The sequence below is a fragment of the Luteibacter sp. 3190 genome (genome assembly GCF_031456385.1).
In the GTDB taxonomy this organism is placed as follows: Bacteria; Pseudomonadota; Gammaproteobacteria; order Xanthomonadales; family Rhodanobacteraceae; genus Luteibacter.
This window is the reverse complement of record NZ_JAVDUO010000001.1, coordinates 22,174-34,990: the sequence shown is the minus strand read 5'-3', so window position 1 is coordinate 34,990 and position 12,817 is coordinate 22,174. Positions and strand designations below refer to the sequence as shown.

The 12,817-nt window shown below is 69.9% G+C and carries 11 protein-coding genes and 1 pseudogene; 5 read left to right on the top strand and 7 right to left on the bottom strand.

Annotated features, from left to right (window positions below):
• The first annotated feature begins 28 nt into the window (after window positions 1-28).
• From J2X58_RS00230 to J2X58_RS00220, 3 genes are read left to right on the top strand one after another with little or no spacing between them, the layout of a single operon-like run.
• Window positions 29-808, top strand: coding sequence for a phosphatase PAP2 family protein (locus J2X58_RS00230; RefSeq protein ID WP_310045809.1), 780 nt, complete (start codon window positions 29-31; stop codon window positions 806-808).
• 41 nt (window positions 809-849) lie between these two features.
• Window positions 850-1,797 (top strand): diacylglycerol kinase family protein, encoded by a 948-nt coding sequence (locus J2X58_RS00225; RefSeq protein ID WP_310045808.1) that lies wholly within the window; start codon window positions 850-852, stop codon window positions 1,795-1,797.
• Between the two features lie 2 nt (window positions 1,798-1,799).
• Entirely contained in the window at window positions 1,800-2,612 is an 813-nt protein-coding gene (locus tag J2X58_RS00220; protein ID WP_310047863.1) for a metallophosphoesterase, read from the top strand.
• 9 nt (window positions 2,613-2,621) lie between these two features.
• Here the strand turns inward: J2X58_RS00220 and J2X58_RS00215 are convergent, their stop codons facing one another.
• Both J2X58_RS00215 and J2X58_RS00210 read right to left on the bottom strand, forming a co-directional pair.
• Window positions 2,622-3,428, bottom strand: coding sequence for an SDR family oxidoreductase (locus J2X58_RS00215; RefSeq protein WP_310045807.1), 807 nt, complete (start codon window positions 3,426-3,428; stop codon window positions 2,622-2,624).
• 56 nt (window positions 3,429-3,484) lie between these two features.
• Window positions 3,485-5,044, bottom strand: a complete 1,560-nt coding sequence (locus tag J2X58_RS00210) for an oligopeptide:H+ symporter (RefSeq protein ID WP_090181026.1) — start codon at window positions 5,042-5,044, stop codon at window positions 3,485-3,487.
• A 97-nt stretch (window positions 5,045-5,141) separates the two neighbouring features.
• Between J2X58_RS00210 and J2X58_RS00205 the strand changes: the two genes are divergently transcribed.
• Entirely contained in the window at window positions 5,142-6,173 is a 1,032-nt protein-coding gene (locus J2X58_RS00205; RefSeq protein WP_310045805.1) for an oxidoreductase, read from the top strand.
• A 63-nt stretch (window positions 6,174-6,236) separates the two neighbouring features.
• Here J2X58_RS00205 and J2X58_RS00200 read toward each other — a convergent pair whose 3' ends face one another.
• The 3 genes and pseudogenes from J2X58_RS00200 to J2X58_RS00190 all read right to left on the bottom strand — a co-directional run bounded on the left by J2X58_RS00200 (window position 6,237) and on the right by J2X58_RS00190 (window position 8,899).
• A complete protein-coding gene (locus J2X58_RS00200; RefSeq protein WP_310045803.1) occupies window positions 6,237-7,112 on the bottom strand; it encodes a sulfurtransferase in 876 nt (291 codons plus the stop codon).
• Window positions 7,106-7,902, bottom strand: a pseudogene (locus J2X58_RS00195) (CoA pyrophosphatase). Before J2X58_RS00195 ends, J2X58_RS00200 begins: the two are co-directional and overlap by 7 nt.
• A 277-nt stretch (window positions 7,903-8,179) precedes the next feature.
• Window positions 8,180-8,899: an FKBP-type peptidyl-prolyl cis-trans isomerase gene (locus tag J2X58_RS00190; RefSeq protein ID WP_310045801.1), complete on the bottom strand. Its 720-nt coding sequence runs from the start codon at window positions 8,897-8,899 to the stop codon at window positions 8,180-8,182.
• A 154-nt stretch (window positions 8,900-9,053) separates the two neighbouring features.
• Between J2X58_RS00190 and J2X58_RS00185 the strand changes: the two genes are divergently transcribed.
• Window positions 9,054-9,836: an enoyl-CoA hydratase-related protein gene (locus J2X58_RS00185; protein ID WP_310045799.1), complete on the top strand. Its 783-nt coding sequence runs from the start codon at window positions 9,054-9,056 to the stop codon at window positions 9,834-9,836.
• A gap of 58 nt (window positions 9,837-9,894) precedes the next feature.
• Here the strand turns inward: J2X58_RS00185 and J2X58_RS00180 are convergent, their stop codons facing one another.
• Both J2X58_RS00180 and mutL read right to left on the bottom strand, forming a co-directional pair.
• A complete protein-coding gene (locus tag J2X58_RS00180; protein ID WP_310045797.1) occupies window positions 9,895-10,716 on the bottom strand; it encodes a DUF1684 domain-containing protein in 822 nt (273 codons plus the stop codon).
• 41 nt (window positions 10,717-10,757) lie between these two features.
• Complete coding sequence (gene mutL / locus J2X58_RS00175) at window positions 10,758-12,605, bottom strand: DNA mismatch repair endonuclease MutL (RefSeq protein ID WP_310045794.1); 1,848 nt, start codon at window positions 12,603-12,605, stop codon at window positions 10,758-10,760.
• Window positions 12,606-12,817 lie beyond the last annotated feature (212 nt).

Below are 12,817 nucleotides of genomic sequence, written 5' to 3'. Positions count from 1 at the left end.
TCCTGCCACGAGACGAGGACCGAGCGAAATGGACGCCGAGTGGATCAGCCGCCATGCCCTGACCCTGTGGGCGACGCTGCTCGCCGCGACGCTCGTGGGTGCCGACGTGGCCTGGCGACGCGCCGTGCGCCGCCGCGAGGGCCTGGACGCCGCGGCGCGCAGCCTGCTCCGGCCGATGACCGCGCTGGCCATCGTGGTGGCGATGCTGACGATCGCCACCGCCATCGCGGTGGAAGTCAGGGGCGCGGCGGGCCTCACGGTATTCGACGCCAACCTCGCGCGCGACCTGCGGGCGAACATGCCGTTGCCCGTCCTCCGCGCCATCGCGGTGGTGACCCACGCCGGCGACGGGCTGGTGCTCGGCATCGCCACGTTCCTCGTTTTCGTGGGCCTGCTGCTTCGCCGGCATTACCGGCTGGCGGCGACGTGGATCGCCACGCTGGTCGGCACGGCGTTGATCAACGGCGCGCTCAAGGCCTGGTTCCAGCGGGAACGCCCGTTGCACGACCATGGCTTCATCGTCGAGCACAGCTACAGTTTCCCCAGCGGCCACGCCTCGGGTTCGATGGTCTTCTACGGCATGCTCGGCTACGTGCTGCTGGTGCTCTGCCCCGGCCGCTGGCACCGCCCCATCGTGATCGCCTGCGTGGCGATGATCACGCTGGTCGGGATCAGCCGGATCCTCCTGCAGGTGCATTATTTCAGCGACGTGATGGCCGGCTACGCGACGGGCCTGGCATGGGTCACGCTGTGCGCAGGCAGCGCGGAGTACCTGCGCCTGCGCGAGGGCCGCCGCGCCGTCCGGTGATTTCATGCGGTCGTGACGGCACGGATGCTTCCTTGTGCCGCATGACCCAGCCCACCTCGTTCGCCATCGTGATCAATACCGGCTCCGGAAGCCGCGAAGCCGACGAGGCGCAGGCCGAGATCGCGTCGGTGCTCGACGCCGCCGGCCGCACCCACCGGTTCTTTCCCATCGACGGCAGCCGCGACATCAAGACCGTGGTGCGCGAGGCCGCGGCGTACGCGAAGGCCGAGGGCGGTGCGATCGTCGCCGCCGGCGGCGACGGCACGATCAACTGCGTCGCGGGCACCGCGTGGGAGGAGGATCTCCTCATGGGCGTGCTGCCGCAGGGCACGTTCAATTTCGTCGGGCGCACGCACGGCATCCCGACCGAAACGCGCGAAGCCGCGGAAGCGCTCGTGCGCGCGACGCCGTCCGACGCCCAGATCGGCATGGTCAACGACCGGGTGTTCCTCGTGAACGGCAGCCTCGGCCTGTATCCGCAGGTGCTCGAAGACCGCGAAGCCTGGAAGCAGCGCTTCGGTCGCCATCGCATCGTCGCGCTCTGGTCGGGCCTCGCCACGATGATGCGTGGTTATCGCCCCCTGCGCATCGAAGTCACCGACGGCGAACGGACGCGGCACCTGCGCACGCCCACCCTCTTCGTGGGTAACAACGCGTTGCAGCTGGAAAAGATCGGCCTGCCGGAGGCGGAGGCCGTCCACCGCAACGAGGGCGTGCTCGCCGGCCTCGTGCTCAAGCCGATCGGACGCCTGGCGATGCTCGGCCTCATCCTGCGTGGCGCGCTGGGCAAGCTCGGCGATGCCGAGCAGGCCGTGAGCTTTCCGTTCCGCGAGATCCGCGTGACGCCGAAACATCACCGCCATGCGATCAAGGTGGCGGTCGATGGCGAAATCGTCTGGCTCGATCCGCCCATCGTCTTTCGCGCCGCGCCGCGCCCCTTGCGCCTGCTCACCGACCGCGCGCGCCAGCCCGGGGAGGATCCGGGTTGAGCGTGATCGTGCAGATCTCCGACCCGCACTTCGGGACGGAACGCGCCGAGGTCGTCACCGCCCTGCACGACACCATCGTCGCGCTGGCGCCGGAACTCGTGATCCTGTCCGGCGACGTGACGCAGCGCGCACGGCGCGCCCAGTTCGAAGCGGCGCGGCGCTTCATCGACGCCTACGCCCGCCCGACGCTGGTCATCCCCGGCAACCACGACGTACCGCTCTTCAACGTCGTCGCCCGCGCCTTCTCGCCCTTCGGCGAATTCGCCCGCGTGTTCGGCCACGACCTCGAGCCCACGTTCGCAAGCGACGGCATCCTCGCGATCGGCGTCAACACCGTCCGGGCGAAGCGCCACAAGAACGGCGAGGTATCGGACGCGCAGATCGAACGCGTCAGCCGACGGCTTCGCGACGCGACGGACGCGCAGCTGCGCATCGTCGTGACGCACCAGCCGGTGCACGTGATCCGCGAGAAGGACATCGAAAACCTGCTGATCAACCGCGAAGCCGCCATCGCCGCATGGGCCGCCGCGGGTGCCGACCTCGTGCTGGGCGGCCACATCCACCTCCCCTACGTGCGGCCGTTGAACAACGAGGCACGCAAGCTCGCGAGCGAGCTATGGTCCGTGCAGGCGGGCACGGCGCTGTCGACGCGCATCCGCGAAGGCATCAGCAATTCGTTCCACGCGCTGCACCACGATCCCCAACAGGACCGCTCGGTGTGCGTCGTCGAGCAGTGGGATTACGACGAGGCGGCGAAGCGGTTCGTGGCCGGGGCGAGGACCTCGGTGCCGCTCGCCCGGTACGCATCGCCGTAGGCACTCGAATCAGACGTACTGCATCTTCCGCGTCATCCCGCCATCGACCGTGATGTTCTCGCCGGTGATGAAGCCGGCCTGCGACGAGAGGAGGAACACCGCGAGCGCGCCGATGTCGGGCGGCACGCCGGCGCGACCGACAGGGTGTTGCGAGTGGTCGGCGGCGGAGAGCTTCGGCTTGCGTCGCTCGGAGGGCTTCTTCCAGTCGTCGACGACGATCCAGCCGGGATCGATCGCGTTGACGCGCACGGGTCCCGCGCTGATCGCCAGCGCATGGGTGAAGGCGACGATGCCGCCCTTGCTCGCGGCGTAGGCTTCGGTATCGGGCTCGGACTGATGCGCGCGCGAGGACGCGATGTTGACGACGGCGCCGTTGCGCTTTTTCAATTCGGGCAGCGCATGCTTGCAGCAGAGGAACGCGCCACCGAGGTTCGTGTCGATGCGTCGCTTCCATTCGTTCCAGTCGAGGTTCTCCAGCGGCCCCGTGACCGGATCGGCGATGCCGGCGTTGTTGACCAGTCCGTCGATGCGGCCGAAACGCTTCAGCGCACCCGCGACGAAGCGTTTCACGCTCGCCTCCTTCGCCACGTTGAGCACCAGGAACGCGGCACGGTCCGGCACGTTCCACTCGTCCAGGCAGGCCTTGCCCGCTTCCGCGTCGAGATCGCCGATGAGCACGCTGCCGCCGGCGGCCAGGACGGCCTCGGCGATGCCCTTGCCGATGCCCTGCGCACCGCCGGTGACGAGGACGACCTTGCCCGGCCATTCGCCGATGGACGCGGTGGGAACGGGCGACGCATGCTTTGGCGCGACCATGGAAGGGCTCCGGTGGGGGACCCATGGATGCTCCGCGCGGCGCCGTGGAGGAAACGTCACGCGGGCCGGTAGTAATCCACTTCGCGATAGCGCCGCGCGTAGAGACCGAACACCAGCGCCGCCAACCCCGCGAACGCGGCGAAGAAGAACATCTGGAACGCCGTCGCGCCCATGCCGGTACCGGCGATGCCGGCGAGCACGGCGTCGTTGCGCACGCCGGCGTTCGCCAGCAGCACCCACAGGTTGCCGACGGTGACGCTCAAGGTCCAGAAGCTCATCAGCGTGCCCTTCATGGACGGTGGCGCCTGGCTGTAAGCGAACTCCAGGCCGGTGGCCGACACGAGCACCTCGCCCATCGTCAGGAACGCGTAGGGAACGAGCTGCCAGGCGATCGAGACCGCGTCGCCGCCGTCGATCGCCAGCTGGATCGCACCCACGATCACCCAGGCCACCGCGGCGAGCGCGATGCCGACGGTCATGCGGCGCAGCGCGGTCGGCTCGATGCCGAAGCGACGCAGCATCGGGTAGACGACGAGGTTGTTGAACGGAATGAGGATCAGCACGAGCGCGGGATTCACCGCCTGCATCTGCGCCGGATGCAGCCAGTCGGGGGCCACCATCGCGTTGGCCTGGAGCACCCACGTGGACGCCTTCTGATCGAACAGCGACCAGAACGGCGTGACCAGCGCGAACACGAGCAGCACGCGCAACACGACGGCCACGGCGTCGATGGCCTCGTCGGGATGCGCGCCCCGCGCCCGCTCCAGCTGCATGCGCGCGCCGATGCCGACGCCTCCAAGCACGCAGACCAGCGCGAGGCAGAGGGCCGCGACGATGCCCAGCGCGGGCGTCAGGGCGAGCGACGCCGCGGCCAGCACGAACGCGAGCGACGTGACGACGAGGCCGGGCCGTCCCTGCCCGGGCGCATGCGCCAGCAACGCGGTGCGGACGACCTTCAGGAAGCCGTGCGGGTCGCCCTGCGTGGGCGGCACCATGACGTAATGCCGCCGGCCGCTCCAGAACACGAGCGTGGCGACGAACATCAGCACGCCGGGAATGCCGAACGCCACCGCCGCCCCGTAGTGGCGCAGGAAGTACGGCATCAGCAGCGAGGCGAAGAAGGAGCCGACGTTGATCATCCAGTAGAACGCGTCGAACACGACTTTCGCGAGTTTCCGGTTGCTCTCGTCGAACTGGTCGCCGACGAAGGCCGAGACGCAGGGTTTGATCCCGCCCGCTCCGAGCGCGATCAGCGCCAGCCCCGTGTAGAAACCGGCGACGCTGTGCTCGAAGATCGCGAGGCACGCATGCCCGACGCAATACAGCAGGCTCAGCCACAACACGGTGTTGTACTTGCCGAACCAGCGATCGGCGAGCCAGCCACCCAGCAGCGGGAAGAAATAGACGCCGATGACGAACGTGTGGAACACGTCCTTCGCCGCGCCCGGTCGCTCCGCTTCCGGCAGATACATCAGCAGCGACGTCACGAGGAACGGCGTGAGGATGTTGCGCATGCCGTAGAAGGAGAAGCGCTCGCACCCCTCGTTGCCCACGATGTAGGGAATCTGGCGGGGCAGCCGGGCGGGTCGCGTGGCGTCTAGGTCGGTGGCGGTCATGCGTCGTCGGTAAGGTGGCGTCGAACCGCACGATCCTAAACGAAACGATCAGGCGCCCCGCGCTACCCTTGCCGGCATGTCACCACGCGGAACGACCATGCAACCGATTCCCACCGGCCTAATCGGCTATGGCACGGCGGGCGCCGTCTTCCATGCGCCCCTGATCGCCGCCGCCCCGGGCCTCCGCCTCACCGCCATCGCCAGCCGGCGCGCGGACGACATCCAGCGGGACTTCCCCGAAGCCCGGGCCTACGAAAATGCTCAATCGCTGCTGGCCGACCCGGCCATCGACCTGGTGGTGATCGCCACGCCCAACGACACCCATGCCGCGCTGGCGCGCGAAGCGTTGCAGGCCGGGAAGCACGTCGTCGTCGACAAGCCTTTCACGCTCGAGGCCGCCGAGGCCGAAGCGCTGATCGCGCTCGCCGAGCGGCTGGACCGCCGCCTGACCGTGTTCCAGAACCGACGCTGGGACAACGACTTCCTGACCGTGCGGCGCCTCGTCGACGACGGACGGCTCGGCGAGGTCGCGTACTACGAGGCCCACTTCGACCGCTTCCGTCCGGAGATCAAGGCAGGCTGGCGGGAGACCGACGTCCCCGGCTCCGGCCTCCTCTACGACCTCGGCGCCCACCTGATCGACCAGGCGCTGGTGCTGTTCGGCATGCCGCGCGCGATCACCGCCGACGTGACACGGCAGCGCGCGGCGGCGAAGGCCGACGATTATTTCCACCTGGTGCTCGACTACGGCACGCGGCGCGCGGTGCTGCACGCCTCGGTGCTGGTGCGCGATCCGGGCCCCCGCTACCTCGTGCATGGCGACGGCGGAAGCTTCGTGAAGCACGGCATCGACGGCCAGGAGGCGGCGTTGCGCGAAGGCCGCCGGCCGGGCGGCGAAGGCTGGGGCGACGACGATCCCGCGCTGTTCGGACGATTCACGGACGCCGACGGCACGGTCGCCACGATCGACACCCTGCCGGGCCGCTACACCGCGTTCTACGACGAGGTCGCGTCGGCGATCCGCGATGGCTCGGCGTTGCCCGTCGACGCCCGCGAGGCGCGCGACGTGATTCGCGTGATCGAGGCGGCGCAGATCAGCGCGCGGGAGCGTCGTACCGTCGTGCTCTGAAGCGAGTTGTATCGCCGATACGATCGGCTCCCACCCCTTCGGTGAGAGGCGGGAGCCGATGCGTCAGGTGTCGCCCGTCGCGACACCGCGCGACGCGTCGCTCACCCAACCGCTCCACGACGGCGCGTAGAGACGCGAGCCGCACAGGCCGGCGTACTCCATCGCCAGCAGGTTGTGGCAGGCGGTGACGCCGGAGCCGCACATGTGCACGACGTCGGCGGGGTCGTGCGGGCCGATCAGCGAGCGGAACGCCTGCTTCAGGGCTTCCGCCGGGCGGAACGTGCCGTCGGCCTCGAGGTTGTCCGAGAACGGGCGGTTGCGCGCGCCGGGCACGTGACCCGCGACCGGGTCCAGCGGCTCGACCTCGCCGCGAAAGCGCGGCGCCGCGCGCGCGTCGAGCAGCACGAGACGGCCCGCCCCTACGCCTTCGGCGAGTTCGTCGGCGGACACCGTGCCGGCCGCGTCGAACGCCACGTGCACCGCGGTCGCCTCGCGCACCGGCACCGCGTTGTCGACGGGAAGTCCGGCGGCGATCCATGCGGGCCAGCCGCCGTCGAGCACGGCGACGTTGTCGAGGCCCGCGAGGCGCGCGAGCCACCAGAAGCGGGCCGCGGCCAGCGAACCGCCCGCCGCGTCATAGGCGACGACCTGCAGGTCGGGACGCCAGCCGGCGCGCGCGAGCCATGCGGAAAACGACGCGGCGTCGGGAAGCGGGTGCCTGCCCCGGCCGCTGGAAGGCGTCGCCATGTCGGCGAGGTCGCGGTCGAGATCCGCGCGCACGGCGCCGCGGATGTGCGAGAGCGCATAGTCCTGATCGCCCTTGCCGGGATCGCGGCCGCCGGGCTGGGTGAGATCGAATCGGGTGTCGACGAAGAGCACGTCGTGCGCGGGCAGACGGCTGGCGGTCGTGGCGTCGATCAGCGTGCGCGAAATCAGCATGGGTGTCCCATCCGCTTGAGCAGGTTGAACAGGATGGCCGCCGTCACGCCCCAGATGCGATACCCCGCGTGGAGGAACTCGACCATGTCGCGCGGGTGACCGCGGAAATCCATCGTGTAGCGGCGCAGGTTCGCCGGGTCCATGAAGAACGCGAACGGCACTTCGAACACTTCGGCCACCTCGCCGGGATCGGGCTTCAGCGCCGCGTCGGCGGCGACGCGCGCGACGACCGGCGTGACCGTGTAGCCGCTGATCGTCTCGAAGCTCTCGAGGAAACCCAGCGGCGTGACCATCGACGCGTCGAGGCCGATCTCCTCGTGGCTTTCGCGCAAGGCGGTCGCGACGACGTCCACGTCGTCGGGTTCCACACGCCCACCGGGAAACGCGACCTGCCCCGCATGCTGCTGCAGGGTGTCGGTACGCAGGGTGAGCAGCACGTTCTGCTCGCGATCGTCGCGGATGCCGATCAGCACCGCCGCGCGTCGCCGCGGACCTTCGCCGATCAGCTCCGCCATGTCGTCGTGGTTCCACCCGCGCGGACCGGGCGGCGCTTCCAGCGGAAGCAGCGCACCGCGAAGGCGGGCGAGCATGTCGTCGGTCATTCCGACTGCGCCTCGCGGCCCGGCAGGACCTCGTCCATCAGCCAGCGCTTCTGCGCGTCCGTCATCGACGTCCAGCGCGCGATCTCGTCGCCCGTGCGCAGGCAGCCCATGCACAGGCCGCGCGCGTCGAGGCGGCACACGCCGGTGCAGGGAGAAAGCGGGAGGGTGAGCGAAGGCGCGATGGGCATGGCGTCGGGCATTCTAGCGCGTCGCGTCGCCAAGCACGGGCGAAGCGGCGTTCTCGCACGGCCGGACACCGGGGCCGTGGACCCCGGCGTACGCCGGGGTGACGGTGAGGACAACGATAAGCACGTCGGCCAGCCGTGCCGTCGTGCCGGCGTAGGCCGGTGCGACGGTGCGGATGTGCGCGCGTGTCGGCCAGCCGTGCCGTCATCCCGGCGCACGCCGGGATCCACCGCGAGGCGGTCGGTTATCGCGAGCGCGTCACATCGGCTCTCGCCGCCGTCACTGCCGGATATCCATCAGTTCGATCTCGAACACCAGCGCCTCGTTCGGCCCGATGCGCGGCAACTCGCCGCGTTCGCCGTACGCGAGACCGGGCGGAATGACGACTTTCCAGCGATCGCCCACGCGCATGCGCGGAATGACGTCCTGCCAGCCTGGAATCACGCGATTGACCGTGAACGTGACGGGCTTGCCGTGCGCGTACGAGCTGTCGAATTCGGTACCGTCGATCAGCGCGCCGCGATAATTGACCACGACGGTGCTGGTGACCTGCGCCTGGCGCCCGCTGCCTTTCGCGAGCACGGCGTACTGGATGCCCGACGGCAACGTGATCACGCCCGGGCGCGTGCGGTTGCGCGCGAGGAAGGCGGCGCTGCGCCGGGCATTGTCGGCGGCGACGCGGCGGAACTCCACGACGGAATCGCGCTGCACCTTCGCGTCGAAGTTCACCAGCTGCTGCTGCATGACGTCCACCGGCACACCCGGCGGACGCTTCGCGTAGCCATCCTGCAGCGCCTTCACGAGGACGGCGATGTCGACGTCCGGCTGCGCGCTGTTCGCGAACTGCGTGCCGATCTGGTAGCCGATCGCATAGGAGAGCCTGGTCTTGTCGATCGTCGGGGCCCCCGACGCGGGCGGCGTGGGCGCGGATTGCGCCGATGCGGCCGCCGCGACGAGCGACAACGCGAGCGACATGACCAGGAAACGCAAGGGTGACATCCCGTTCTCCGTGAACCCGGAACCTTGGGCGTGCGTGGAGGATAGTCCATCGGCACGCGGCCCGCCCGTACGCCATGAGACGCCCGTCGGGGGGTAAAGGTTCCCCGCCCCCTGCTACCATCCGGCTCCTCGCCCCACCCCGCCAGGAGCCGTCATGGCCTTTCGCACCCTCACCACCGCCGACCGCGGCGCGGTCCGTACGATCACCGTCAACCGCCCCGACAAGCTCAACGCGCTGAACCGCGAGACGATCGGCGAGCTGACGATGGCCTTCCGCCAGGCGGCGCAGGACGACGCGGTGCGTGTCGTGGTGCTGGCGGGCGCGGGCGAGAAGGCGTTCGTCGCCGGCGCCGACATCTCCGAGATGACGGCTTGGTCGCCGGTCAAGGCGCAGGCGGCGTCGCGCGCCGGCCAGGAGCTGATGCTCACCATCGAGCGCCTCGGCAAGCCGGTGATCGCCAAGATCCACGGATACGCCCTCGGCGGCGGCATGGAACTGGCCATGGCGTGCCACCTGCGCGTCGCCAGCGACAAGGCGCGATTCGGCCAGCCGGAGATCGGTCTCGGCCTGATTCCCGGTTTCGGCGGCACGCAGCGCCTGACCCGACTGACCGGACGCGGCGCCGCGCTGGAACTGTGCCTGCTCGGCGCCCAGATCGACGCGGCGCGCGCCGAACGGCTCGGCCTCGTGACGCGCGTCGTCGCGGCGGATGAACTGGACGCCGGCGTCGACGCCATGGCCGACCAGCTCGCCGCCGCCGCGCCCCTCGCCCTCAAGGGCATCCTCGACGCCGTCATCGAAGGCGGCGAATGCGCGATCGATCAGGGCCTCGCGTTCGAGACGCAGGGTTTCGCGATCGCGTTCTCCACCGACGACATGCGCGAGGGCACCAGCGCGTTCCTGGAACGGCGCAAGCCGACGTTCCAGGGAACGTAACCGGTATCGGGCCCCGCTACGCGGGGATCGCCGATGCGATCGGCGATGGGTGCTCGCCTCAGTGCGAGCCGCCCCGGTACTTCAGCTCGCCGGCCTCGACGCGTACGTCGAGCCGGTTCTCGGGCGGCGCGAGCTGGCACGTCGCGTACGGCGTGAACGCGCACGGCGGGTTGCGCGCTTCGTTGAAGTCGATCACGAGCTTGCCGTCGCGCGGCAGCGCCGTGTCGAGGAAGCGCGCCGCGCCATAGGTTTCCTTACCCGACGTGCCGTCGGCGAAAACGAAGAACAGCGCATCCGGCGTCTCCTGGATGGGCATGAGTTCGAACGTGCGGCCGTCGCGCTCGAACACCGCCTTGCCCGGCACCTTTTCCGTCTCGATGGTGCCGAGCACCGTGCCGAATGCGAGATCGCGCGGCGGATCGAACGGCACCCAGTCGGCGACGACGCGCCACGACGCGTCGTCGGGAAAGTGCTCGAGGCCAGCGAAGCGCGTACGTGTCTCCGCCTGTTCGTCACGCACGCGCAGCGCCTTGCGTCCGTCGCGCAGGATGACGAAAAGGCGCGCCGTGCCGAAGCGCACTTCCGTGGGCGTGCGGCCCGCGGCGTCGTCGAGCAGCGTGGCACGGGCGACCTTGCGACCGTCGACGAGCACGCCGGCGCCGGGTTCGACCTCGAGCGTCGTCGTCCCGTCGGCGTCGAGCACGATCGTGCCGACGTGCGCGGGCCCCGCGGCCAGCACGATGTCGTTGTCCGGGGCGCTGCCGACGCGCTGCGGACCTTCCGCCAGCCAGTCGAAACCGATGAGGCTGAGCCAGCCATCCGGCGCCGTCAGCCGGGCAAGTCGCGTGGCGCGCGCCTGCGCCAGGGTGTCGTCGGTCATCGAGATTCCTCAGTCATCTTGGGAGCGCGCGCCGCCTGCCATCAGCGGCCGCGCAGGAACAGCCTGTCGAGCTCGCCGAGCGAGAGCTGCACCCAGGTCGGGCGGCCATGGTTGCACTGACCGGAGCGCTCGGTGGCTTCCATCTCGCGCAGCAGCGCGTTCATTTCGGGAATGCCGAGGCGACGACCGGCGCGGACCGAACCGTGACAGGCCATCGTCGAGAGCAGCTCGTTCTCGAGCTCCTCCAGCCGACGGGAACTGCCGTGCTGCGCGAGCTCGGCGAGCACGTCGCGCGTGAGCTGACTGACGTCGGCACCTTCGAGCAGCGAAGGAATGCGGCGAACGACGACACCGCCGGGACCGCTGCGCGACAGTTCGAGGCCCCATTCCCCGAGCGCCTCGGCATGCTCTTCGGCGGCCGCGGCTTCCTTCGCGCTGACCGCGATCGACAGCGGCACGAGCAGCATCTGCGAGCGAAGATTCGCCGTGACGCGCCCATTCTTGAGCTTCTCGTACGTGATGCGTTCGTGCGCCGCATGCATGTCCACCAGCACGAGGCCGTGCGCATTCTCCGCGAGCACGTAGATGTTCTTCAGCTGCGCGATGGCGTAACCGAGCGGCGGCACGCCGGCCGCTTCGTCGGCCTCCGCGCCGGGCGGCGGCGTCCATGGCGTCGTCGGCAGCGGCGAGGAAGACGGCGATGCGGAGCCGAACAGCGTCGCGTAATCGGCGAGCGGCTCCTCACGCACGCCCAGGCTCAGGCGCGACTGGCTCGCCGCCTGCGGCCACGCCGGGTACGACGCGGCCACCGGCGCACCGCCGCCAAACGACGCGCCCGCCATCGACGGCATCGCCACAGGTGCGGCATCGGCGTTCGCGGCGACGTGACCCGCGCGGGTGTGCGCGAGCGCCTCGTGCAGCGTGCGGAAGAGGAAGTCATGGATGAGGCGCTGTTCGCGAAAGCGCACCTCGCTCTTCGCCGGATGCACGTTGACGTCGACGCCCGCCGGGTCCAGTTCGAGGAACAGGACGAACACCGCGTGCCGCCCATGGAACAAGACGTCCGCGTACGCCTGGCGCACCGCGTGCGCGACGACGCGATCGCGGACGAGTCGGCCATTGACGTAGAAGTACTGCTGATCGGCCTGCGAGCGCGACGCGGTCGGCAGCCCGACCCAGCCGGACAGACGCATGCCAGCGGCCTCGTGCTCCACGCGCAGCGCCTGGCCCGGGAACTCGGGACCGAGCACCTCGGCGACACGGGCCAGCGCGGCGTTCTCGTCGCGCGCCGGCTTGAGCAGGCGAACCGGCTTGCCATTGTGGCTGAGGCGGATGTCGACACCCTCGCGCGCGAGCGCCAGCGACTTGAGCAGGTCGTCGATGTGCGCGAACTCCGTGCGCTCGGCACGAAGGAACTTGCGTCGTGCGGGCACGTTGTAGAAGAGGTCGCGCACTTCGATCGTCGTGCCCTGCGGATGCTGCGCCGGGCGCGGATCGATGAGGCGGCCGCCGTCGACCTCGATGCGCCACGCCGAATCGTCGCCCGCCTGGCGCGAGGTCAGCGAAAATCGCGCCACCGATGACACGGACGCGAGCGCCTCGCCGCGGAAACCCATGCTGGCGACACGCTCGAGATCGTCGAAGCTGCCGATCTTGCTGGTCGCGTGCGACGCCACCGCCAGCGGCAGCTCGTCGCGCGGAATGCCGCCGCCGTCGTCGCGCACGCGGATGAGGCGCACGCCACCCTGCTCGATGTCGACTTCGATGCGGCGCGCGCCGGCGTCGATGCTGTTCTCGACGAGTTCCTTGACCACCGAAGCGGGGCGTTCGATGACTTCACCGGCCGCGATCTGGTTGATCAGCTCGGGCGGCAACGGGCGAATGGGCATGGGAAAGACCTGACAGCACGTTCAGGCCCAGAGGATAGCCGAAGGGGGTCGGATATCGGAGGTGGGAGATGGGAAACGGGGGCGTGGTTCCGGCGATCGGTCGAGGGTGCCGGTGGCCGGGCGGAGGCCTCGACGCCAGCGCGAAGCTCCCGCCCCTTCAGGCGAACGCCGGCCGTGCCGCCCCCATTTCCCATCCCCCGCCCCCGAGCGCG

What these genes read in the sequence shown, in the direction of transcription:
- J2X58_RS00230 (WP_310045809.1), top strand. Translation starts at nt 29, where the DNA reads ATGGACGCCGAGTGGATCAGCCGCCATGCCCTGACCCTGTGGGCGACG.
- J2X58_RS00225 (WP_310045808.1), top strand. Translation starts at nt 850, where the DNA reads ATGACCCAGCCCACCTCGTTCGCCATCGTGATCAATACCGGCTCCGGA.
- J2X58_RS00215 (WP_310045807.1), bottom strand. Translation starts at nt 3,428, where the DNA reads ATGGTCGCGCCAAAGCATGCGTCGCCCGTTCCCACCGCGTCCATCGGC.
- J2X58_RS00210 (WP_090181026.1), bottom strand. Translation starts at nt 5,044, where the DNA reads ATGACCGCCACCGACCTAGACGCCACGCGACCCGCCCGGCTGCCCCGC.
- J2X58_RS00205 (WP_310045805.1), top strand. Translation starts at nt 5,142, where the DNA reads ATGCAACCGATTCCCACCGGCCTAATCGGCTATGGCACGGCGGGCGCC.
- J2X58_RS00200 (WP_310045803.1), bottom strand. Translation starts at nt 7,112, where the DNA reads ATGCTGATTTCGCGCACGCTGATCGACGCCACGACCGCCAGCCGTCTG.
- J2X58_RS00190 (WP_310045801.1), bottom strand. Translation starts at nt 8,899, where the DNA reads ATGTCACCCTTGCGTTTCCTGGTCATGTCGCTCGCGTTGTCGCTCGTC.
- J2X58_RS00185 (WP_310045799.1), top strand. Translation starts at nt 9,054, where the DNA reads ATGGCCTTTCGCACCCTCACCACCGCCGACCGCGGCGCGGTCCGTACG.
- J2X58_RS00180 (WP_310045797.1), bottom strand. Translation starts at nt 10,716, where the DNA reads ATGACCGACGACACCCTGGCGCAGGCGCGCGCCACGCGACTTGCCCGG.
- mutL (WP_310045794.1), bottom strand. Translation starts at nt 12,605, where the DNA reads ATGCCCATTCGCCCGTTGCCGCCCGAGCTGATCAACCAGATCGCGGCC.